Raw genomic sequence first — 19,917 nt, 5'->3', positions numbered from 1 at the left:
AGGCTGGCGAGCACCGGTCCCGACCCCACGTCGGGGCCTCCACCAGCAAGGGAGAACCACCCATGCGCAGGATCACCCGTACCCTGGCCGCGATCGGACTCTCGGCCGCCGCGCTGACCACGGTGGGCGTCGGCAGTGCCGGCGCCGCCGACGGCTCCTGGGCGGGCTGCCCCTCGGGCGCCGTGTGCGTCTACCCGCAGGACCAGAACCCGGCCTCCTCCCCCTCCGCCGTGTACTGGAGCTACGGCGCCCACAACCTGCAGGGCCAGTACGGCAACCACTGGGTGCTGAACAACCAGACCGGGGGCGCCCACGCGCACCTGTGCCGGGCCTCCGGCGGCGGCGACTGCGTGTACGACATCCCGGCCCAGAACGGCGTCTACTACGACCTGGGCCCGATCAACTCCATCACCCTCGACCGTCCCTGACGGACGGTCGGAACGAGCCGGGGTGCCCGCCGCGGTCGGGGGAACGGCGGGCACCCCTTCCATCCCCGGTCCGTCCTCAGCGCACGGGCGTGAAGCCGGCCCCGGAGCGCCGCACCCGGGTCAGGCCGGGGCCGGCGAAGTGCGCGGGGACCACCAACTCCCCCTCGTCGGCGGCCCGCTGGAGGATCCGCAGCCGGCTGGCCGCCGCGGCGGCCGCGTCCAGGCAGAAGCAGCTGTTGCAGGCGGGGTGGGCCAGCTGGACCGGCGAATGCAGCAGGTCGCCGACGAACACCGCGCCCCCGCCGCCGCTGGCCAGGCGCAGCACCGAGGAGCCGGGGGTGTGGCCGGGGGTCTCCTCCAGGACGAGGCCGGCGCCGATGCGGTGTCCACCAGGACGGTGCGCCCGTCAGAACGGGCAGCCCAGGCCTGCAGGGCGCCGGTAGGAGCCGTCGGCGGGGGTCGCCGTGGGCGGCGGCGGAAAGCGGCGGACTCCTCCGGCGGCTAGGACCTGAGTTGTTGTCATTGGCACCCGGTAGTTTGGTCGTGTGCATCTGAGGTACTCGTACCGCCTGTATCCGACACCGAGTCAGCGCGTGGCGCTCGCCCGGACGTTCGGTTGCGCCCGGGTGGTGTACAACGATGCCCTCGCGGTGAGGAAGGAAGCCCGCCAGGCCGGTCTGCCGTATCCCAAGAGCACCGATCTGCAGAAGCTGGTCATCACAGCGGCGAGGAAGACTGCCGAACGGGCATGGCTGGCGACGGTGGGTGTCGACCCGCTGATCCAGTCCCTTCGGGATCTGGACGCCGCGTACCGGAACTTCTTCGACTCGGTGTCCGGCAAGCGCGCCGGGCGGCGGGTCGGCCTGCCTGTCTTCAAGTCCCGTAAGCACTCGCGGCAGAGCCTGCGGTTCACTCGCAATGGATTCCGCATCCGGGGCAACGGGAAGCTGAACCTGGCGAAGATCGGCAACGTGCGGGTGAAGTGGTCCCGGAATCTTCCGGCCGAACCGTCGTCGGTGACCATCGTGCTCGATCCGGCCGGCCGCTACCATGCTTCTTTCGTGGTGGACGTCGAACCATCACACCTGCCGGAAGTTCCGGCCGAGGTGGGGATCGATCTGGGCCTGACCACGTACGCCGTCCTGTCAAACGGCGACGTGATCGACAACCCACGCTTTCTCCGCAGGGCGGAGAAGAAGCTCAGGGCCGCTCAGCGGGAATTGTCCCGCAAGGCCAAGGGCAGCAAGAACCGGGCCAAGGCCCACAGGAGGGTCGCCAAGGCACATGCCAAGGTGGCCGACACCCGCATGGACTGGCTGCACAAGCGGACCACCAGGCTGATCGGCGAGAACCAAGCCGTCTACCTGGAGGACCTGAACGTACGCGGCCTCGCGCGGGGTCGCCTGGCCAAATCCGTCCACGACGCCGGATGGGCCACCTTCCGGCGCCTGCTCGAAGACAAGGCCGCCCGGTACGGCCGGTACGTCGGGATCGTGCACCGTGCCTTCCCGTCCTCGCAGTTGTGTGCGGACTGCGGACACCGCGACGGCCCCAAACCCCTGCAGGTAAGGCAATGGGCCTGTGGTGGGTGCGGCGTTCTCCATGACCGTGACCTCAATGCTGCTCGAAACATCCTGGCCGCCGGGCAGGCGGACAGGCTAAACGCCTCTGGAGGGCCGGTCAGTCCTGGTGCGGCAATCCCGCACCAGGCACGCCCCGTTGAACGAGGAACCCACCGGAACGCCAGCCGCACGGGAGCACCGCCCCATACGGCCGGCGCGGCCGGAATCCCCCGGCCCTAGCCGGGGAAGGATGCCAAGAAGATAACGAATAGAGGCGAAGCCCTCCGAGTCTGGTTTTACTTCTTGACGCCATGTACGCGGTCAGGTTTAACTCCCCCCACCCCCGCCGCACCGCCGCGGCGGCCACCAGGGAGAGGCATCCCGCATGAACGCACGACTGCGTCGCGTCATCGTCTCGACCGCCGGCCTCGCGCTGGCCCTTTCCATGACCGCCGCCTGCGGCAAGGCCGGCGGCGACAAGAAGGACTCCGCCGCCTCCGGCGACACCACCTCGATCGGCCTGCTGCTGCCCGAGAACGCCTCCTCGGTGCGCTACGAGTCCTTCGACCGGCCGTTCATCGAGGCCAAGGTCAAGTCCCTGTGCGCGAGTTGCAAGGTGCTCTACAACAACGCCCAGGGCAGCGCCGCCAAGCAGAAGCAGCAGTTCGACACCCTCCTCGCCCAGGGCGTCAAGGTGATCATCCTGGACGCCTACAACGCCGAATCCACCCAGGGCTGGGTGCAGGAGGCCGCCGCCAAGGGCGTCAAGGTCGTCGCCTACGACCGCCTGGCCACCGGCCCGGTCGCCGCCTACGCCTCCTTCGACAACGAGAAGGTCGGCGAACTCCAGGGCCAGGCACTGCTGGACGCGCTCGGACCGCAGGCCCCGGACGCGAACATCGTCATGATCAACGGCGACGAGGCCGACCCCAACGCCGCCCAGTTCAAGACCGGCGCCCACAAGGTCCTGGACGGGAAGATCAAGAAGGTCGTCTACGAGCAGTCCGGGCAGTGGGACCCGATCGTCGCCGGCCAGAAGGCCGCCGCCGCCGTCACCCAGCTCGGCAAGAACGGCTTCCAGGCCGTCTACTCCGCCAACGACGGCATGGCCGGCGCCATCATCACCCAGCTCCAGGGCTCCGGCATCAAGGTCCCCGTCGGCGGCCAGGACGCCGGCCTGGACGCCATCCAGCGCATCGTCAACGGCGACCAGGCCTTCACGATCTACAAGGCCTACCGGCCGCTCGCCGACACCGCCGCTGAACTGGCCGTCGACCTGCTCCAGGGCAAGGACGTCAAGTCCGTGGCCACCACCACCGTCGACAGCTCCACCGACAAGAACATCCCCGCCAAGCTGCTGGACGCCAAGGTCGTCACCAAGGCCAACATCGCCCAGACCGTGATCGCCGACGGCCTCTACAAGGCCTCCGACATCTGCACCGCCGACTACGCCGCCGCCTGCACCGCCGCCGGCCTCAAGTAGCCCCCGCCTCCCGGACATTCAGGATGGTTCACGTGACAGGCGCACCCGTCCTCCAGCTGCGCTCGGTATCCAAGCGCTTCGGCGCCGTCCAGGCCCTCACCGACGTCGACCTCGCCGTCCACCCGGGCGAGGTCCTCGCCCTCGTCGGCGACAACGGCGCCGGCAAGTCCACCCTCGTCAAGACCATCGCCGGCGTCCACCCCGTCGACGAGGGCACCATCACCTGGCACGACGCCCCCGTGCGCCTGGCCCGCCCCCAGGACGCCACCGCGCTCGGCATCGCCACCGTCTACCAGGACCTCGCCCTGTGCGACAACCTCGACGTCATCGCCAACCTCTTCCTCGGCCGCGAGAAACGCCGCCGCACCCTGCTCGACGAAGTCGCCATGGAGCAGCACGCCCGCGAGCTGCTGGACACCCTCGCCATCCGCATCCCCGACGTGCGCGCGCCCGTCGCCGCCCTCTCCGGCGGCCAGCGCCAGGTGGTGGCCATCGCCCGCGCCCTGGTCGGCGAGCCGTCCGTGGTGCTGCTGGACGAGCCCACCGCGGCCCTGGGCGTCGAGCAGACCGCCCAGGTCCTGGACCTGGTGGAGCGGCTGCGCGAACGCGGCCTGGGCGTCATCCTGGTCAGCCACAACATGGCCGACGTGCGGGCGGTGGCCGACACCGTCGCCGTGCTGCGCCTGGGCCGCAACAACGGACTGTTCCCCGTCGAGGGCACCACCCAGGAACAGATCGTCGCCGCCATCACCGGCGCCGACGACAACGCCCACGCCCGCCGCCGGGCCCGGCGCGCCGAGGAGGAGGACGCCGCATGACCGCCCCCGCCCCCGACCCCCGTCTGCACGTGAGCGCCGCGACCTGGGCCGGACGCGCCGACGCCGCCCGGCGCCGGCTCGCCTCCGGCGAACTGGGCGCGCTGCCCGTCGTCGTCGGCCTGGTCGTCATCGCGATCGTCTTCCAGTCCGTCACCCACCACTTCCTCCAGGCCGACAACCTCACCAACATCAGCCGCTTCATCGCCGGCCCCGGCCTGATCGCGGTCGGCGTCGTCTTCGTCCTCATCCTCGGCCAGATCGACCTCTCCCTCGGCTCGGTCGCCGGCGCCTCCTCCGCCATCACCGCCGTCCTCGCGGTGCGCCAGGGCTGGCCGGAGTGGCTGGCCATCGCCGCCGCCCTCGGCACGGCCGCCGCGCTGGGCCTGCTGCACGGGCTGCTGTTCGCCCGCGTCGGGGTGCCCGCCTTCGTCGTCACCCTGGCCGGCATGCTCGCCTGGTCCGGCCTCCAGGAATGGGTGCTCGGCGACGGCGGCACCGTCAACAACCGCCACGACGGCATCGTCGCGGGCCTGGACTCCACCTTCCTCGGCGACGGCGACATCGCCTACGCCTGGGGCCTGGCCGTCCTCGCCCCCGCCCTCTACCTGCTCGCCCAGCTGCGCACCGCCCGCCGCCGCTCCGCCGCCGGGCTGACCGCCCGCCCGCTCACCGACATCCTGCTGCGCGCCGGGGCGCTGGCCGTCCTGGGCCTGGCCGCCGCGTACGCCCTCAACCAGGACCGCGGACTGCCGCTGTCCCTGGTCGTCCTGCTCGGCGCGGTCGTCGCCACCGACTTCGTGCTGCGCCGCACCCGCTACGGGCGGCAGATCTTCGCGATCGGCGGCAGCGTCGAGGCCGCCCGGCGCGCCGGCGTCAACGTCGCCCGGGTGCGGGTCTCGGTGTTCATGCTCTCCGCGCTGCTGGCCGGCCTCGGCGGCCTCTTCTACGCCTCCCAGCAGGGCTCCGCCGACAAGCAGTTGGGCAGCGGCAACGTCCTGATGATGGCCATCGCCGCCGCCGTCATCGGCGGCACCAGCCTCTTCGGCGGCCGCGGCAACGCCTGGTCGGCGCTGCTGGGCATCCTGGTCATCCAGTCCATCACCACCGGCCTGGACATGGTCCACGCCGCCCAGGCCATCCAGTACATGATCACCGGCGCGGTGCTGCTGGCCGCCGTCGTCCTCGACTCCCTCACCCGCCGCACCCGCACCGGCCGCGGCTAGCGCCTGTCCGGCCGCCCCGGGGCCCCGCCGCCCGGTCCCCGACGGGACGGCGGGGCCTCGGCGTCGTCTACTGTCCCGCCATGGACTTCACCTCCGGCGGCACGGCCGGGCCGCGCCTGGACACCGCCGCCCTGGCCCGGCTCCACCTCGGCACCAACATCTGGGGCAGCCTGCCCGGAGCAGCCGGCGCCCAGCACGCGGCCGAGCTGTTCCACCGCGCCGGCTGGCGGGTCCGCCGCTCCAGCTGGACGGAGTTCGAGGTCGAGAACGCGTACGCGGAACTCGAACTGACCCCGCTCCAGCCCGTCCTCGTCACCGGCTTCGTGGACCCCGACCGCCTCACCGACCTGCTGGCCGCGCTGCGCGCGACGGGCCTGTCCTACCGCCTCGAGTACGAGGACCCCGAAGGACGCGAGCACCTCCACCACTCCCCCGACCAGGACGCCTGACGGGGCCCGGCCGAACCCGTCCACACACGCGGGAAGTCGGGCCCGCCGACTTCCTGTGCTCGTCCGCGGGTGGCCCCAGCGGCGAAGGCGCGGCACCGGGTCCGGCGCTGTCAGCCGATGCCGAGGTCCCGGTAGACGGCCCCGGTCACGGCCAGGTCGCGGGCCAGGCGCTGGGCGGGTGCGGTGTTGCCGACGAAGTGCAGGGCCACGGTCACCTCCCGGTCGGGGTCGCTGAACACGGTGCACGCGGTGCCGCCGAGTGCGCCGAAGCTGCCCGGGGACGCGGGCCCGAAGTTCTCCGCGGCGAGCGGGACGCCCAGGCCCCAGCGCCGGGGGCGGCCGGCCGCCTCGTCGACCAGGTGCGGCGGCCGCCGGTCGGTGACCACGGCCGCGCAGGTCTCGGGCGTCAGGATGCCCCCGGCCGCCGGTGCGCAGCAGTTCGCACAGGTCGGCCGCCTCGCCGAACGGTCCGGCCACGCAGGCGCCGGGCAGGCCGAGGGTGACGTCGAACCGGCCGATCCTGGCGGCGAGTTCGGCCGGGCCGTACCAGGGCACGTCGACGACCGGCGCTGCGGGCGGGCCGCCGAGGGCGCAGGTCAGGCCGAGCGGGCCGGTGATGTGCTCGGCCTGGAACGCGGCGAAGCCGGTACCGGCCTTGCGGGCCACGATCTCGTCCAGCAGCAGGTAGCCGGCGTGCCCGAGGTAGGCGGCCCGTTGGCCGGGAACCCAGTCGGGGTCTGCCTCGGCGTGCAGCACGCGCTCGACCAGGGCGTCGCGCCCGCTGTCGACCGCGCCGCCGACCTGCCGGTCGACGGTGCGCAGCGGGGCGGTGTGGGTGAGCAGGTGGGTGAGCCGGATGTCGTCCTTGCCGGGGCCGGCGAACTCGGGCAGGTGGTCGACGACCCGGTCGTCGGGGTGGAGCAGGCCGAGTTCCCAGGCCTTGGCCACGGCCAGTGTGGCGGGCAGTTTGGAGGCCGAGAACCAGGGCACCGTCGCGCCGGTGTCCAGCGGGCGTCCCGGGGCGGCGTCACCGGCCGTGAGGTGCAGGAGCTGTCGGCCGGAGCGCAGCACCCGCACCTGGGCGCCGAGGCAGGTGCGGGAGTCGATGGCCGCCCGCAGTGCGGCCCTGGTCGCCGTGGCATCGTGCATGGGGCCGATTCTCCGGCTCCGGCACGGCGGGCCCGGTGCTGTTCACTGTCCGCTGAACCGTGCCGGGCGGGGCGCCGCGGGCGCTCACTGTGCGCAGGCCGCCTGGGTGAGGGCGGGGGTGACGAGGGCCCAGACGAACTTGCCGACGCCCCCCGCGCGGGGACAGCAACCCCAGCGCTCCGCGAGCTCGTTGACGAGGAACAGCCCGCGGCCGTGTTCTTCGTCCAACGTGGAGGAGCGGAGGGCGGGGCGTCCGGCCCCGGCGTCGTGGACCTCGATGCGCAGCCGGCCGCCGGCGAGGGCGAAGCGGACCTCGATCAGCCGGTCGTCGGGGGCGCCCGCGTGCTGGACGGCGTTGGCGAAGAGCTCGCCGAGGAGCAGTTCGGCGATGTCGCGGTAGCGCTCGCCGGCGGGGTGGCCGGCGAGGTAGGCGCGCAGCAAGTGCCGGGCCAGCGGCGCGGATTCGGCCCGGGAGTCGAGGCGGGCGGCGAACGCGCGGGGGCGGCGGGATTCGAGCATGGCAGGGGACCTCTGAGGGTTTGTGCGTAGGGGCGTGGTTTCGCCCGCACGCCGGATACGAGGACCCAAGAGGTCGCCCTACGCATCCGACGAATCACCGGGCGTAGCCATGGTGGCGTGATCTGCCCTACGATTGCCAGCGTCTTACCTTTGACAGCAATGTCATGTGAAGGAGATGAAGGATCATGACCGAAGCGGGAGTTGACGCCCAGGCATCGCCACAAGTCCGCTTCGGCCAGGAACTTCGCAGGTCGAGGCGGGCAAGGCGGTGGTCGCAGACAGAGACGGCCAAGCGCCTGGGGTACTCGGGTGCGCACATCTCATATGTCGAGAACGGGAAGCGTTCCCCAACAAGGGCTCTGACTGTTAAGGCTGATGAGGTGTTCGAATCAGGCCAGAGGTTCTACGAGTTGTGGCGCAGGTTCAGCCGGGCGGCGCTCCTTGAGGGTTTCGCCGAGTTCGCCGACGCCGAAGCCCGGTGCTGGCGGTTGCGAACGGTCGGCCTGATCATCGTGCCCGGCCTTCTGCAGACCCCCGCGTACGCGAACTCTCTTGCTCAGGCAGCTGTGCGGCGGGGCGCGATCACCGCTGCCGAGGCCGACGAACGCACCGACTATCTGGCTCTGCGCCAGGAGATCCTCAGGCGGAAGTGCCCGCCTACGCTTCACGCGGTCCTTGAGGAGGGGGTGTTGCTGCGCCCCGTCGGCGGCCCACAGGTCATGGCCGAGCAACTGCGGCATATCGAGGAGTTGGCCGAACACCCGAACATCACGGTGCAGATCGCTCCCTTCAGCATGGGAGAGCACCTCTCCTTCACACTTCCGGTGGTTCTGCTGGATCTCCCGGACCATACGGTCGTGGCGTACGCGGAATCGACGGCCAGGGGCCATCTTGAACGGTCACGGGCAACGGTTGCGGGATGGGAACGTGACTACGATCAGCTACTGGTGGAAGCGCCGCCGACGGCCGCATCCCAGGAAATGGTCCGCAAGGCCCGAAAGGAACTCCGATCATGACCGACCGTGTAGACCTGTCCAGTGTTTCCTGGGTCAAGTCCTCGTACTCCAACAACGGCGGCGACTGCGTCGAGGTGGCGCCCGGATTCCCCGGCCTCGTCCCCGTACGTGACTCCAAGGACCCCAACGGTCCCCGACTCGCCTTCCCCGCCGGGGCGTGGCGCTCCTTCCTGACCGCCGTCCGCACCGGCGAGTTCGGCGACGTCTGAACCGACGGCGCAGGCCCCGCCAGCTCCGACACCTGGAGGAGCTGGCAGCCCGCCCGCACTTCATCCTGCAAGTCGCCCCGTACACGCTTGGCGAGCTGCGCCCCTTCTCGCACTCCGTCACGTTGTTGACCCTGCCCACTCGCACGATGGTTGGGTACATGATCCGGGAGGCACGGAAAGAGTATGAACGGCATGCGCGGTGACCACCCGGCTGACGCCACGTGGCGAAAGAGTTCCTACAGCGCCCAGCAGGGACAGTGCGTCGAAGTGGCCCCCGGATTCCCCGGCCTCGTCCCCGTACGTGACTCCAAGGACCCCAACGGTCCCCAACTCGCCTTCCCCGCCGGGGCGTGGCACTCCTTCCTGACCGCCGTCCGCTCCGGCGAGTTCGGCGACGTCTGAACCGACGGCGCAGGCCCCGCCTCCCCCGGCCGCGAGCGCAGGAAGTCGGCGGGCCCGACTTCCTGCGCCGGCCGCCCTATCCGCCTGCGCATGGGCAACAGCGCCGGGAAGTCCCGGCCGACGCCGCTCCGGCGGGTTCGGCGGTCTCCGGCCCCGGGGCGGCGGGCCGTCAGGCCCGGGTGGGCAGCAGGCGGGCGGCGAGGTTGCGGGCGGTCAGGCCGAGGGTGGTGGCGGGGACCAGCAGGGCGGCCGAACGGCGCATGGCCCGCTGCTTGGGGGTGACCCGGGCGCGGTGGGCCTGCTCGTAGCGCCTGAGCGCGGACGCCGGGTCGGCGAGGTGGCCGGCGAGGGCCTCGGCGAGGGTGCGGGCGCCGGCGATCGCCAGGCTGGAGCCCTCGCCGAGCAGCGAGAGGCAGGACGCGGCGTCGCCCAGCAGCGTGATCCGGCCGCGTGACCAGCCGGGGAGGTCGACGAGGCTCACCTCGTCGAAGTAGAGGTCCTCGGCCGCCCGCACCGCGTCGAGCAGGTCCGGGACCCGCCATCCGACGCCCCGGTAGGCCTCGGTGACGATCCGGCGCTGGGCGGCGGCGTCGCGCAGCTCTGCCGCGGTGACGCCGGCGGCGTGCCGGAAGATGAACGCGGCCATCGCCTCGCCGCGTCCCGGGTGGACGGAGACCAGCCGCCCCGGCACGTTGTGCAGCAGCACCTCGGTCGGGTCCGGGGCCGTCCCGCCGAGCGGCAGGGTGGCCACCAGCAGGCCGGTGGGCCGCACGAACTCCCGTTCCGGGCCGAAGGCCAGCCGGCGCACCGTCGAGTGCAGCCCGTCGGCGCCGACGACCAGGTCGAAGCGGCGCGGCGCGGCGCGCTCGAACACGACGTCCACTCCGGCGCCGTCGGCGTGCAGCCCGGTCACGGTGTCGCCGAAGACGAACTCGGCGTCGTGGCGGGCGGCTTCGTGGAGCGCGGCGGCCAGGTCGGCGCGCGGCAGCTCCAGCGAGCCGGGCTCCGGGGAGGACCGCACCCGGGCGACGGTGCGTCCGGACGGGCCGAGCACCCGCAGGGTCCGCACGGAGGTGGCGCGGGCGCGCAGCGCGGGCAGCACGCCCATCGCCTCGGCCACCGGCAGCGCGGGCCCGCGCACGTCCACGGGGTTGCCGCTGGAGCGCGGGCTCCGGGCCCCCTCCACCACGGTGACCCGCGCTCCGTTCCGGGCCGACCAGTACGCGAGGGTCGGGCCGGCGATTCCGGCCCCGACCACCAGAACACTTGGGGGTGTCATACCATCGACCATAACTGCACTCAGTGCAGATATGCAATGGATGCAAGTACGCGCTGCGGGCAGAGCGGCACCCGGCGCCGGCCGGCACGGCGCGCGATAGCGTGGGCGCATGTCCCTACGCGACCGCAAGCGGGCCCGCACCCGCCAGGCCCTGATCGACGCCGGCGCCGAACTGTTCGAGCGCCAGGGCTACGACGGCACCACGGTCGCCGACATCGCCGCCGCCGCCGAGATCGGCACCCGCACCTTCTTCAGCTACTTCGCGAGCAAGGAGGAACTGCTCTTCCCCGACGCCGACGAGCGCATCCGGGCGGCGGAGGAGGCGATCGCCTCCCGCGGCCCCGACGACGGACCGGCCGACGTCCTGCTCCGCGCGCTGCGCACGAGCGCCCGGGACACCGACCTGCTCAGCCCGATCGCCGCGCGCCGGATCGAACTGATCCGCACCGTCCCGGCCGTGCGCGGCCGCGCACTGCAGATCCAGCTGGACGCCCAGCGGGTGATCGCCGACCGGCTCGCCGAGGCCTTCCCCGACCGGCTCGACCCGGTCACCGCCGCCGCCCTCACCGGCGCGTTCATCGGCGCCGTCACCGGCGCCCTCCAGGTCCTGCTCGCCGGGCCCGGCACCGACGCCCAAGCCGTGCGCACCGCCCTGCAGACCGCCACCGACGTCGCCCTCGCCCCCTGGCAGCACCACACCTCCCGTAACGGCGCCTGAGAGGCAGCCGGGCCCCTGCCCGCGCGGGAAGTCGGACCCGCCGACTTCCTGCGCTCGGGGGTGCGGGGTCAGCCGGTGCGCTCCGAGAGTTCGACGACGATGTTCTCCGGGCCTCGGACGTAGCACATCCGCTGGTTCTTGTAGCGCTCCACCGCGCCGACGAGCCGGGCGCCGCGGGACGTCAGGTCGGCGAGGACGGTGTCGAGGTCGTCGACGGCGAAGCCGATGTGGTGGATGCCCGGGGTGTTCGACGGTGCGGGGCCGTCGCCGGGCGGGCGCTGCGGGCCTTGCGGGGAGTGGTACTTGGTCAGTTCGAGCCGGCTGTGGCCGTCCGGGGTCTGCACGATGGTGAAGTCCGCCCGGACGCCTTCGAGGCCGACGACGCGCTCGACCCAGCCGCCCTCCACCGACCCCTCGCGCTGCACCTGCAGCCCGAGCGCGAGGAAGAAGGCCGTGACGGCCGGGAGGTCGTCGACGACGATGCCCACGTGGTCCATCCGCCGCAGAGTCATGGCACCGAGCATAGTCCCACCCGAGGCCCGCCGCCCCGGGTCCAACGGGGCGGCGGGGACCGGGTGTTGGGGGTGTTCAGGCGGGGAGCAGGCCCGGGTTGCCGGCGGATCAGCACCCCGGCCCAGCACGCCGCCCTCGCCCACCCGGTGCGCCAGCGCCTGCTGTTCGCCCTGGGCGCCCGCCCCTCGACGATCAACCGGCTCGCCGCGCAGCTGGGGGTGAACAAGGGCGGCGTCTCCCACCACCTGCGGGTGCTGTGCGCGGCGGGGCTGGTCCGGGAGGCGGGAACGCGGCGGGTGCGCGGCGGCACCGAGAGGTACTACCGGCGCACCGCCGAGCGGCTGTCGGCGGCCGAGCCGCAGCCCGAGGGCACCGCCGCGCTGTTCGGCGCCGTCGCCCAGGAGTTGGACCGCTCCCCGGTCGACCACCTGCTGACGCTGCGCCACATCCGGCTGGGCCCGGCCAAGGCGGCGCGCCTGGCGCAGGCGCTGGCCGCCCTGGTGGACGGGGCGGAGGAGGACGCGGAGGGCGAGCCGGTGCACGGCCTGCTGGTGACGCTCTACCGGCAGGCCGGGACGTAGCGGGCGCCCCGCGGACCGCCACCGGACCGACCGGACCCGCCGGACGCACCCGACCCGCCCAAGCCGCCGAACTCACCGCCCCCGCCGGGCTCCCCCGGGCCCCGCCCGTCCAGGGCCGCGCGCAGCCAGGCGTGGCAGTGCCCGAGGGTCGGCTCGCCCGGCGCGCTCAGCTCGCCGGCGAGCTCCCAGTAGCGGGCGACGACCGGATCGTCGGTGGCGTCGAGGAGGGCGCGCAGCCGGCGGCGGAAGGCGGGGGTGTCCCGGGTGGAGCGGGAGGCGGCGTGGGCGGCGACGAAGCTGTCGAGCGCCTCGCCCTCGCACGGGGCGCGGCCGGCGCGCAGGTCGGCCGAGGCCAGGTCGTAGGCCTCGGCGAGGCCTTCGTAGAGCACCGCCGGGCGGTGGTCGCGCTCGGCGGTGCGGGCGGGGGTGGCCGGGCAGGGGGTGTGGTCGCCCGGGTGGCGGGCGGGTGCGGGGCGGCCCCGGGTGGCGAGCGCGGTCAGCCGGGCGAACGCGAGCACCTGGGCGGGCGCCGGGTCGGCCGGGGGCTGCGGGACGGCGGCGTGCAGGATGGCGGTGGTCAGCCGGGCGGGCAGGCCGGGCGGCAGGGCGCGCCGCCAGAACCGGGCGAGCGCCGTGGTGTCGGGCGGGGTGCCCAGGGCGCCGACGAGGGCGAGCCGCTCGGCGCGTTCCGCGGGCGGGCACTCGTGCAGCAGCCGCAGCGCGGCCTCCCGCCAGCGCAGCGCGGCGAGTTGGGAGCCCAGCTCGCTCAACTGGCGGGCCACCGCGTCCTCCAGCGCGCTGCCGAGCGCCTCGTCCTGTTCCAGCAGCCGCCCGACCTCGGGGACGGGCAGGTCGAGGGTGCGCAGCGAGCGGACCAGCAGCAGGCGTTCGAGCGCTTCGGGGCCGTAGCGGCGGTGTCCGCCGGAGCTGCGCCGGGCTTCGGGCAGCAGGCCGCGGTCGGAGTAGAAGCGGACGGTCTTGACGGTGACGCCCGCGTGTTCCGCGAGTTCTCCGATGCTCCACAGGACGGCGGGTGGCACGGGGTTGAACCTCCCTCAGGGGGAGTTCCTACGGTACCGGCATCGCCCGCCCGCACGGGGGTCGGGCGGGCGATCACCACTGGGGCCGCCGGGCCCGGACGACGCGCGGGAGGGGATGATGGTCGCATTCGTGCTGGTGCCGGGCCATTTCACCGGGGGCTGGATCTGGCGGGAGACGGGCGAGCGGCTGCGGGCGGCCGGGGCCGAGGTGTACGGGGCGACGCTCGACGCCCGGCCCGGCGCGGGCCTGGGCACCCACATCGGGGAGGTCCTGCGGCTGGTCGACGCGGTGGCGGACCCCGAACTCGTCCTGGTCGGCCACGACTACGGCATCCACCCGGTGGTCGGTGCCGCCGACCGCCGGGCCGGGCGGGTGAGCCGGGTCGTCCACCTGGACGCCGGGCTGCCCGTGGACGGCGACCGGGCGCTGCAGCTGGTCCCGGACCGGCGGGCCCGCGAGGTGCTGGCCGACCCGGGCACCCGCCCCGCGGACGGTCTGCTGCCGGCGCCGGGCCACCAGCAGTGGCGGCGCTGGGGCAGCACCGTCGGCCTGGGCCGGGCGGAGCTGGGGCGCCTGACCGACCTGGCGACCGCTCAGCCCGTGGCCTCGCTGGTCGAGCCGCTGCGGCTGAGCGGTGCGTTCCGGTCGGTGCCGACCAGCGGGATCCTGTGCACCGCGGGCGGTCTGAGCACCGAGGCGGTCGAGGCGATGGTGCACTCGGGCCTGGAGCGGCTGCGGTTCCTGGCCGATCCCCGGGTGGGCTTCTTCGACCTGGACACCGGGCACTGGCCGATGCTCTCGTGTCCGCAGGAGCTCGCCGACGTCCTGCTGCGGGCCGCCGCCGGCGAGGGGCGCCGGATCGCCCCGCCGCCGGCCGCCGTGGCGGGCGCGTTCACGCGGGCGAGCGTCCTGGACCCGCCGGAGCGTCCGCTGCCGCCGTGCGGGCACGAGCGGGCCGGGAGCCTGGACCTGTACCTGCCGCCGGATGCCGGGCCCGGGCCGGTGCCCGCCGTCCTGTTCGTCCACGGCGGTCCGCTGCCCGCCGACACCCGCCCGGGCCCGCGGGACTGGCCGCTGTACGTCGGCTACGGCCGGTACGCGGCGAGCCTGGGCGTGGTGGGTGCGACGGTGGCGCACGGGCTGCACGACCTGTACGCGTACCCGCGGGCGGCCGGGGAGGTGGCCGCGGCCGTGGCGGCGCTGCGTGCCCACCCGCGGGTGGACGGTGGGCGGATCGCGCTCTGGTTCTTCTCCGGCGGGGGCCTGCTGGCCGCCGACTGGCTGGCCGCGCCGCCGCCGTGGCTGCGCTGCGTGGCGGCGTCGTACCCGGTGCTCGCCCCGCTGCCGGGCTGGGAGGCCGTCGAGCCCCGGTTCCGTCCGGCGCGGGCGGTGGCCGGGGCGGGCGGGCTGCCGATCGTGCTGGTGCGGGCGGGGCTGGAGGCGGCGGCCGTGGCGCGGACGGTGGCCGGCTTCGTCGCGGCGGCCGCCGCGAGCGGGGCGGCGCTGGAGGTGGTCGACGTCCCGCAGGGGCACCACGGCTTCGAGGTGGTGGACCGCACCGAGGAGGTCCGGGAGGCCGTCGGGCGGGCCGCGGCCGCGGTCCTGCGTCAGCTGTGGGCCGGGCGGGAGCCGTCCGGGCCGTGACGCCGCGGGCCCCGGTGCCGCCGGTGCCGCCGGCGCCTGCTGGTGCCGCCGGCGCCTGCGGTGCCCCTTGTGCTCCGGAGTCCCGCCTCCCCGGTCCGACGGCGGTCGGCGGGGCGGCGGGACTCCGGGTTCGACGAACGGTCAGGCGCCGAACGGTCGGGCGCCGGACGGTCGGGCGCCGCAGGCTCAGGCGGGCTTGAGTCCCGGGTCGCCGGCCTCGGTGACGAAGGACGCGGCGGTGGAGACGGTGCCGCCGGGGCGGGTGATGTGGGAGATGACCCGGTGGTCGGCGCGCACCCGGCGGCGGTCCATGTCCAGGGTGGTGTAGCCGCGGCGGCCGTCGTAGAACTTCAGGTGCGGGTTGGCGGCCGTCAGGGCGGCCCAGTTGGCGGGCTTCTCCTCCCCGTCGCCGTCGCTGCTGATCGAGGTGCCGACGAACTCCACGCCCACCGTGCGCGAGGCGGGGTCGTCGAAGTCCCGCTTGACGTCCATCGCGTAGGCCACGTGCACGTCGCCGGTGAGCAGCACCAGGTTCTTCACCCCGGAGCGGTCGACGTCGGCGAGGAAGCGCTCGCGGGCGGCCGGGTAGCCGTCCCAGGCGTCCATGGACAGCTTGGAGCGGGCGGCGGTGGTGTTCTTGCGGCGGGAGAAGACGACCTGCTGGGGCACCACGTTCCAGGTCGCCCGGGAGCGGCGCAGCCCTTCGGCGAACCAGCGTTCCTGGGTGGCGCCCATCAGGGTGCGCCGGGGGTCCTCGGACTCCGGGGTCGGGTACTGCCAGCCGTCTCCGTTGGCCTGGTCGTCGCGGTACTGGCGGGTGTCGAGGATGTCGAACTGCGCCAACTGCCCGCAGTGGACGCGGCGGTAGAGGGTGAGGTCGGTGCCGCGCGGCCGGGGCGGGCGCAGCGGCTGGTTCTCCCAGTACGCGCGGTAGGCGGCGGCGCGGCGGGCGACGAAGGGGGCCGGGTCCTGGTTCTTCTCCGGGATGCCGGCGGCGTAGTTGTTCTCGACCTCGTGGTCGTCCCAGGTGACGTACCAGGGGTGGGCGGCGTGGGCGGCCTGGAGGTCGGGGTCGTTCTTGTAGAGGGAGTAGCGCAGCCGGTAGTCGGCGAGGGTGGTGGTCTCGTGGTCGAGGGCGGCGGGCAGGGTGCGGTCGGTGTACTTGCGGTCGCCGCCGGCGGCGTCGATGCCGTACTCGTAGATGTAGTCGCCGACGTGGAAGACGGCGTCGAGGTCCTCGTCGGCGAGGTGGCGGTAGGCGGTGAAGTAGCCGTCCTCGTAGGCCTGGCAGGAGACGACGGCGAAGCGGGTGCGCTCGGGGCGGGCGGTGCGGGCGGGGGCGGTGCGGGTGCGGCCGACGGGGCTGGTCCAGGCGCCGACGGTGAAGCGGTAGTAGTAGCCGCGGGCCGCATCCAGGCCGTCGACGTCGACGTGGACGGCGTAGTCGAACTCGGCGTGGGCGCGGGTGGAGCCGCGGCGGGCGGTGCGGCGGAAGCGTTCGTCGTGGGCGATCTCCCAGCCCACCCGCACGGAGCCGGCCGCCGGCAGGCCGGAGCCGGGCTCCAGCGGGCGCGGGGCCAGGCGGGTCCACAGCACGACGGCGTCGGGCAGCGGGTCGCCGGAGGCCACGCCGAGGGTGAACGGGTTGTCGGTGATCACGCGCGGGGCGAACTCGGGGTCGTCGGCGTGCGCGGAGGGCAGGTTGACGGTGAAGGCCAGGGCGGCGGCGGCCGAGGTGACGGTGAGGAAGCGGCGCCGGTCCAGGCGGGCGGCGGCCTCGCGCAGCAGCCGGTCGGGCGAGGGGCGGTCGGCGGGACGGGTCATGGCGGGGCGGCCTTTCGCGGCGGGGCCTGTACGGCGGGGGGCGGTTCGGGCGGGTGCGGCTCCGGGGGTGTGCGAAGGAATTGGAGTGGACCGCTCGGTACGCCAGGGGTCCGGACCCGGGCGGTCGGGTGATCATCTGATGGGAGAGCGGTGAAGGTCCGACAGATCATCCGATAGGTACGGGAAACGGGGTGATCGGTGCGCTCCGGGGGCCCGCGGCGGGGCCGGGGGCGGCCTCTGGTGCGGAAACGGTGAACGCCCGGGCCGTCGGCGGCCCGGGCGTGCAAGGGGTTGGTCAAGCGCGCGAAGGACTAGATCTTCCCGGAGAAGGTGTCGCACTGGGTCATGTCGCCGGTGCGGTAGCCGGTGGTGAACCAGGCCTTGCGCTGGTCGGCGGAGCCGTGCGTCCACGCCTCCGGGTTGATCCTCCCGGTGGCCTGCTTCTGGATCCGGTCGTCGCCGACGGCCGCGGCCGCGTCCAGGCCCTGGGCGATGTCCTGGTCGGTCAGGGCCGCGATCAGCGGGCGGCCGGTGGAGGCCTGCGGGGTGGTGGTCGCGTGGTGGGCCCACACCCCGGCGTAGCAGTCGGCCTGCAGCTCCAGGCGCACCGAGGCGCTGGAGGCGCCCTGGCGGTCGCCGCCGACCTTCTGCATGGTGCCCAGCAGGTTCTGGATGTGGTGGCCGTACTCGTGGGCGACGACGTAGGACTCGGCGAACGGGCCGCCCTTGGCGCCGAAGCGGCTGGACAGCTCGTCGAAGAAGCCGAGGTCGAAGTAGGCCTTCTGGTCGCCGGGGCAGTAGAACGGGCCGACCGCGGAGGTCGCCGGGCCGCAGGCGGTGGAGACCCGGCCGGTGAACAGCACCGTCTGGGCCGGCTTGTACGCCACCTTGGTGCGGCGCGGCAGCTCGGCGCTCCAGAACTCCTGGACGCTGTTGGTGACGGCCGTGATCCGGCAGTCCTGGCGCTTGTTGGCGTCCGCGCCCTTCTTGCAGGACTGCTGCACCTCGCTGTCGGTGCGCGTGCCGGAGGAGGACGAGGTGCCGCCGCCGGAGGACAGGCCCAGCAGCTGCGGGTCGACCCCGAGGATGACCGCGAACAGCACCGCGAGCAGGCCCACGGCCCCGCCGCCGATCGCGACCTTCCCGCCCGGGATGCCGCGGCGGTCGTCCACCTGCGAGGTGTCGAGGTCGCCCTGGTCGTCGAACTGCATGCCCGTGCCTGCCCGTTTCTGTCGATGTGTCGGCCTGTCGAGACGCCGCGGTGTCGCTTCGGTGACGGTTCGTGTGCCCGCGGCGCCGCCCAGCCTACGGGCAGCGGGCCCCGACCCGCCGCAGCCTCCGCGGCGCACCCGGGCGTCACACCCCGGCCCCCACCACCCGCAGCAGCTCCAGCCGGGACGCGGTCTCGCTGCCCGCGGCGGCGGTGTGCACCAGCAGCAGCTGGTCCTGCCCGCCCGCGGCCAGCACCTCGCACTCCAGCTCCAGCTCCCCCACCACCGGGTGCAGCACCCGCTTGCGCCCGCTGCGCCGCAGCGCCACCTCATGGCGCTCCCAGTAGGCGGCGAACTCCTCGCCGGTGGCCAGGAGTTCGGCCAGCAGCTCGGCGGCGCGCCGGTCCCCGGGGCGGGCGGCGTGCGCGGCCCGCAGGCCCGCCACGTGGGCGCGGGCCAGCGTCTCGTGGTCCTCGGGCGGGAACAGCGCGCGGCCGGCCGGCTCGGCGAACCAGCGCAGCAGCAGGTTGCGCCGCCCCGGCCCCGGCCCGCCGGCGTCCCCGAACACGGCCGCGGCCATCGCGTTCTGCGCCAGTACGTCCCCCAGGTCGGAGACCACCTGCGCGGGCGTGTCGTGCAGGCGGTCCAGGATCAGCAGCAGCCCCGGGCGCACGTGGGAGAGCGGGCCGTGGCGGCGCGGCGGCTCGTGCCCGGCCAGGTGGAACAGGTGGTCCCGCTCGTCCTCGCTCAGCCGCAGCGTCCGTGCCAGCGCCGCCAGCAGCTGCGGGGAGGGCTGCGGGCCGCGCCGCTGCTCCAGCCGGGCGTAGTAGTCCACCGACAGGCCCGCCAGCTGCGCGACCTCCTCGCGGCGCAGCCCGGGGGTGCGGCGGCGGGTGCCGGGGGGCAGGCCGACGTCGGCGGGCGTCAGGCGGGCGCGGGCGCGGCCGAGGAAGTCGGCGAGGGCGTCACGGTCGATCATGTGTCCAGCATGGCGCGGGCCGGGGCGCGGTAGCCAGGGAGTACCGGTCCCGGGTTACCGGTCCCGGGTTACCGCACCCGGGTTACCGGTCCCGGGTTACCGCGCCCGGGTCCGGGGGCTAGGGTCGTGGCCCGTGTCCGATACCCCGTCATCCTCCGCGTCCTACCCCGCCGCCACCGCCGACGCCTACGACGCCGTGGCCGTGCGCTACGCCGACCTGGTCCGGGACGGCCTGGCCCGCCTGCCGCTGGACCGCGCCTTCGTCGCCGCGTTCGCCGACCTGGTCCGCGCCGCAGGCCCCGCCCCGGTCGCCGACCTGGGCTGCGGGCCCGGCTACCTGACGGCGGCCCTGCACGAGGCGGGACTGGAGGCCTTCGGCCTCGACCTCTCCCCCGCCCTGGTCGACATCGCCCGCCGCAGCCATCCGCGGCTGCGCTTCGAGGTCGGCTCGATGGCCGCCCTGGCGGCGGGCGACGGGACGCTGGGCGGCGTGGTGTCCTGGTACTCGCTGATCCACACCCCGCCGGAGCAACTGCCCGCCTACCTGGCCGAGTTCCGCCGGGTGCTGGCCCCGGGCGGGTACGCGCTGCTGGGCTTCTTCGAGTCCGGGGGCGAGCCGGTGACCGTCTTCGACCACAAGGTGGCCCCCGCCTACCGCTGGCCCCTGGAGGCCCTGGCCGCCCTCGCGGACGAGGCCGGCCTCACCGAGGTCGCCCGGATGCTGCGCGAGCCCGGCGAGGGCGAACGCTTCCGCCGCGGCCACCTGCTCCTGCGCGCCGCCTGACAGTGAGGATGTTCATGAGCGGTTCCCGGACAGGTCTGACCCACCGCCTGACTGACCTCGGGTCCTCAACGGGATCTGTCGGCCT

Annotated in this window: 22 protein-coding genes and 2 pseudogenes; 14 read left to right on the top strand and 10 right to left on the bottom strand. The window is 74.1% G+C overall.

From position 1 onward, the window contains the following. Window positions 1-62: 62 nt before the first annotated feature. Complete coding sequence (locus ABTZ03_RS29635; RefSeq protein WP_350516177.1) at window positions 63-428, top strand: hypothetical protein; 366 nt, start codon at window positions 63-65, stop codon at window positions 426-428. A 76-nt stretch (window positions 429-504) separates the two neighbouring features. Here the strand turns inward: ABTZ03_RS29635 and ABTZ03_RS29630 are convergent. After that, window positions 505-819 (bottom strand): annotated as a pseudogene (locus tag ABTZ03_RS29630) (MBL fold metallo-hydrolase); the annotation flags it as partial. Between the two features lie 154 nt (window positions 820-973). On the opposite strand from ABTZ03_RS29630, the gene ABTZ03_RS29625 reads away from it, so the two are divergent. The 5 genes from ABTZ03_RS29625 to ABTZ03_RS29605 all read left to right on the top strand — a co-directional run bounded on the left by ABTZ03_RS29625 (window position 974) and on the right by ABTZ03_RS29605 (window position 5,963). Next, window positions 974-2,230, top strand: coding sequence for an RNA-guided endonuclease InsQ/TnpB family protein (locus ABTZ03_RS29625; protein ID WP_350516176.1), 1,257 nt, complete (start codon window positions 974-976; stop codon window positions 2,228-2,230). A 145-nt stretch (window positions 2,231-2,375) separates the two neighbouring features. Then, window positions 2,376-3,473: a sugar ABC transporter substrate-binding protein gene (locus ABTZ03_RS29620; protein ID WP_350516175.1), complete on the top strand. Its 1,098-nt coding sequence runs from the start codon at window positions 2,376-2,378 to the stop codon at window positions 3,471-3,473. 23 nt (window positions 3,474-3,496) lie between these two features. Next, window positions 3,497-4,291 (top strand): ATP-binding cassette domain-containing protein, encoded by a 795-nt coding sequence (locus ABTZ03_RS29615; protein ID WP_350516174.1) that lies wholly within the window; start codon window positions 3,497-3,499, stop codon window positions 4,289-4,291. Then, window positions 4,288-5,514 carry a sugar ABC transporter permease gene (locus ABTZ03_RS29610; RefSeq protein ID WP_350516173.1) on the top strand — a complete coding sequence of 409 codons (1,227 nt, stop codon included), beginning with the start codon at window positions 4,288-4,290 and terminating at the stop codon, window positions 5,512-5,514. Before ABTZ03_RS29615 ends, ABTZ03_RS29610 begins: the two co-directional genes overlap by 4 nt. 80 nt (window positions 5,515-5,594) lie before the next feature. Continuing rightward, window positions 5,595-5,963, top strand: a complete 369-nt coding sequence (locus tag ABTZ03_RS29605; protein ID WP_350516214.1) for a hypothetical protein — start codon at window positions 5,595-5,597, stop codon at window positions 5,961-5,963. Window positions 5,964-6,073: 110 nt separating this feature from the next. On the opposite strand, the gene ABTZ03_RS29600 is transcribed toward ABTZ03_RS29605, so the two are convergent. The 3 genes and pseudogenes from ABTZ03_RS29600 to ABTZ03_RS29590 form a co-directional block, all read right to left on the bottom strand. Continuing rightward, window positions 6,074-6,349, bottom strand: coding sequence for a hypothetical protein (locus ABTZ03_RS29600; protein WP_350516213.1), 276 nt, complete (start codon window positions 6,347-6,349; stop codon window positions 6,074-6,076). 19 nt (window positions 6,350-6,368) lie between these two features. Further along, window positions 6,369-7,112 (bottom strand): annotated as a pseudogene (locus ABTZ03_RS29595) (serine hydrolase domain-containing protein); the annotation flags it as partial. A gap of 84 nt (window positions 7,113-7,196) precedes the next feature. Then, entirely contained in the window at window positions 7,197-7,631 is a 435-nt protein-coding gene (locus ABTZ03_RS29590; RefSeq protein ID WP_350516172.1) for an ATP-binding protein, read from the bottom strand. 185 nt (window positions 7,632-7,816) lie between these two features. On the opposite strand from ABTZ03_RS29590, the gene ABTZ03_RS29585 reads away from it, so the two are divergent. The 4 genes from ABTZ03_RS29585 to ABTZ03_RS29570 are packed head-to-tail and all read left to right on the top strand — an operon-like array spanning window position 7,817 to window position 9,258. Continuing rightward, the gene (locus ABTZ03_RS29585; protein ID WP_350516171.1) at window positions 7,817-8,647 is read left to right on the top strand and encodes a helix-turn-helix domain-containing protein; all 831 of its coding nucleotides are present in this window, start codon (window positions 7,817-7,819) and stop codon (window positions 8,645-8,647) included. Next, window positions 8,644-8,856 carry a DUF397 domain-containing protein gene (locus ABTZ03_RS29580; RefSeq protein WP_350516170.1) on the top strand — a complete coding sequence of 71 codons (213 nt, stop codon included), beginning with the start codon at window positions 8,644-8,646 and terminating at the stop codon, window positions 8,854-8,856. The genes ABTZ03_RS29585 and ABTZ03_RS29580 overlap by 4 nt, the downstream gene beginning before the upstream one ends. Beyond that, window positions 8,805-9,059: a Scr1 family TA system antitoxin-like transcriptional regulator gene (locus tag ABTZ03_RS29575; protein ID WP_350516169.1), complete on the top strand. Its 255-nt coding sequence runs from the start codon at window positions 8,805-8,807 to the stop codon at window positions 9,057-9,059. The genes ABTZ03_RS29580 and ABTZ03_RS29575 overlap by 52 nt, the downstream gene beginning before the upstream one ends. Beyond that, on the top strand, window positions 9,040-9,258 hold the full coding sequence (locus ABTZ03_RS29570; RefSeq protein ID WP_350516168.1) for a DUF397 domain-containing protein: 219 nt from the start codon (window positions 9,040-9,042) through the stop codon (window positions 9,256-9,258). Before ABTZ03_RS29575 ends, ABTZ03_RS29570 begins: the two co-directional genes overlap by 20 nt. A 169-nt stretch (window positions 9,259-9,427) precedes the next feature. Here the strand turns inward: ABTZ03_RS29570 and ABTZ03_RS29565 are convergent, their stop codons facing one another. Then, a complete protein-coding gene (locus tag ABTZ03_RS29565; protein ID WP_350516167.1) occupies window positions 9,428-10,537 on the bottom strand; it encodes an FAD-dependent monooxygenase in 1,110 nt (369 codons plus the stop codon). Window positions 10,538-10,646: 109 nt separating this feature from the next. On the opposite strand from ABTZ03_RS29565, the gene ABTZ03_RS29560 reads away from it, so the two are divergent. Then, entirely contained in the window at window positions 10,647-11,255 is a 609-nt protein-coding gene (locus ABTZ03_RS29560; RefSeq protein WP_350516166.1) for a TetR/AcrR family transcriptional regulator, read from the top strand. Between the two features lie 68 nt (window positions 11,256-11,323). Here ABTZ03_RS29560 and ABTZ03_RS29555 read toward each other — a convergent pair whose 3' ends face one another. After that, window positions 11,324-11,767, bottom strand: coding sequence for a VOC family protein (locus ABTZ03_RS29555; protein ID WP_350516165.1), 444 nt, complete (start codon window positions 11,765-11,767; stop codon window positions 11,324-11,326). 72 nt (window positions 11,768-11,839) lie between these two features. Between ABTZ03_RS29555 and ABTZ03_RS29550 the strand changes: the two genes are divergently transcribed. Continuing rightward, the gene (locus ABTZ03_RS29550) at window positions 11,840-12,349 is read left to right on the top strand and encodes an ArsR/SmtB family transcription factor (protein WP_350516164.1); all 510 of its coding nucleotides are present in this window, start codon (window positions 11,840-11,842) and stop codon (window positions 12,347-12,349) included. On the opposite strand, the gene ABTZ03_RS29545 is transcribed toward ABTZ03_RS29550, so the two are convergent. Next, window positions 12,328-13,389 carry a MerR family transcriptional regulator gene (locus ABTZ03_RS29545; protein WP_350516163.1) on the bottom strand — a complete coding sequence of 354 codons (1,062 nt, stop codon included), beginning with the start codon at window positions 13,387-13,389 and terminating at the stop codon, window positions 12,328-12,330. The genes ABTZ03_RS29550 and ABTZ03_RS29545 overlap by 22 nt on opposite strands. Window positions 13,390-13,507: 118 nt before the next feature. On the opposite strand from ABTZ03_RS29545, the gene ABTZ03_RS29540 reads away from it, so the two are divergent. After that, window positions 13,508-15,034: an alpha/beta hydrolase gene (locus ABTZ03_RS29540; RefSeq protein WP_350516162.1), complete on the top strand. Its 1,527-nt coding sequence runs from the start codon at window positions 13,508-13,510 to the stop codon at window positions 15,032-15,034. 186 nt (window positions 15,035-15,220) lie between these two features. On the opposite strand, the gene ABTZ03_RS29535 is transcribed toward ABTZ03_RS29540, so the two are convergent. The 3 genes from ABTZ03_RS29535 to ABTZ03_RS29525 form a co-directional block, all read right to left on the bottom strand. Next, window positions 15,221-16,858: an alkaline phosphatase D family protein gene (locus ABTZ03_RS29535; RefSeq protein WP_350516161.1), complete on the bottom strand. Its 1,638-nt coding sequence runs from the start codon at window positions 16,856-16,858 to the stop codon at window positions 15,221-15,223. Between the two features lie 311 nt (window positions 16,859-17,169). Further along, complete coding sequence (gene ypfJ / locus ABTZ03_RS29530) at window positions 17,170-18,069, bottom strand: KPN_02809 family neutral zinc metallopeptidase (protein ID WP_350516160.1); 900 nt, start codon at window positions 18,067-18,069, stop codon at window positions 17,170-17,172. 145 nt (window positions 18,070-18,214) lie between these two features. Beyond that, window positions 18,215-19,045: a helix-turn-helix transcriptional regulator gene (locus ABTZ03_RS29525; protein ID WP_350516210.1), complete on the bottom strand. Its 831-nt coding sequence runs from the start codon at window positions 19,043-19,045 to the stop codon at window positions 18,215-18,217. 136 nt (window positions 19,046-19,181) lie between these two features. Here ABTZ03_RS29525 and ABTZ03_RS29520 point away from each other — a divergent pair, with 136 nt between their 5' ends. Beyond that, window positions 19,182-19,832 carry a class I SAM-dependent methyltransferase gene (locus ABTZ03_RS29520; RefSeq protein WP_350516159.1) on the top strand — a complete coding sequence of 217 codons (651 nt, stop codon included), beginning with the start codon at window positions 19,182-19,184 and terminating at the stop codon, window positions 19,830-19,832. Window positions 19,833-19,917 lie beyond the last annotated feature (85 nt).

Source organism: Kitasatospora sp. NPDC096077, assembly GCF_040303245.1.
Lineage (GTDB): Bacteria > Actinomycetota > Actinomycetes > Streptomycetales > Streptomycetaceae > Kitasatospora.
Note: the sequence above shows the minus strand (reverse complement) of the source record. Positions and strands in the feature narration are given on the sequence as shown.

Bases quoted from the DNA above. Each gene is read 5' to 3' on its own strand.
- ABTZ03_RS29635 (WP_350516177.1), top strand. From the start codon at position 63: ATGCGCAGGATCACCCGTACCCTGGCCGCGATCGGACTCTCGGCCGCC.
- ABTZ03_RS29620 (WP_350516175.1), top strand. From the start codon at position 2,376: ATGAACGCACGACTGCGTCGCGTCATCGTCTCGACCGCCGGCCTCGCG.
- ABTZ03_RS29615 (WP_350516174.1), top strand. From the start codon at position 3,497: ATGGTTCACGTGACAGGCGCACCCGTCCTCCAGCTGCGCTCGGTATCC.
- ABTZ03_RS29610 (WP_350516173.1), top strand. From the start codon at position 4,288: ATGACCGCCCCCGCCCCCGACCCCCGTCTGCACGTGAGCGCCGCGACC.
- ABTZ03_RS29605 (WP_350516214.1), top strand. From the start codon at position 5,595: ATGGACTTCACCTCCGGCGGCACGGCCGGGCCGCGCCTGGACACCGCC.
- ABTZ03_RS29590 (WP_350516172.1), bottom strand. From the start codon at position 7,631: ATGCTCGAATCCCGCCGCCCCCGCGCGTTCGCCGCCCGCCTCGACTCC.
- ABTZ03_RS29585 (WP_350516171.1), top strand. From the start codon at position 7,817: ATGACCGAAGCGGGAGTTGACGCCCAGGCATCGCCACAAGTCCGCTTC.
- ABTZ03_RS29580 (WP_350516170.1), top strand. From the start codon at position 8,644: ATGACCGACCGTGTAGACCTGTCCAGTGTTTCCTGGGTCAAGTCCTCG.
- ABTZ03_RS29570 (WP_350516168.1), top strand. From the start codon at position 9,040: ATGAACGGCATGCGCGGTGACCACCCGGCTGACGCCACGTGGCGAAAG.
- ABTZ03_RS29565 (WP_350516167.1), bottom strand. From the start codon at position 10,537: ATGACACCCCCAAGTGTTCTGGTGGTCGGGGCCGGAATCGCCGGCCCG.
- ABTZ03_RS29560 (WP_350516166.1), top strand. From the start codon at position 10,647: ATGTCCCTACGCGACCGCAAGCGGGCCCGCACCCGCCAGGCCCTGATC.
- ABTZ03_RS29555 (WP_350516165.1), bottom strand. From the start codon at position 11,767: ATGACTCTGCGGCGGATGGACCACGTGGGCATCGTCGTCGACGACCTC.
- ABTZ03_RS29540 (WP_350516162.1), top strand. From the start codon at position 13,508: ATGGTCGCATTCGTGCTGGTGCCGGGCCATTTCACCGGGGGCTGGATC.
- ABTZ03_RS29535 (WP_350516161.1), bottom strand. From the start codon at position 16,858: ATGACCCGTCCCGCCGACCGCCCCTCGCCCGACCGGCTGCTGCGCGAG.
- ypfJ (WP_350516160.1), bottom strand. From the start codon at position 18,069: ATGCAGTTCGACGACCAGGGCGACCTCGACACCTCGCAGGTGGACGAC.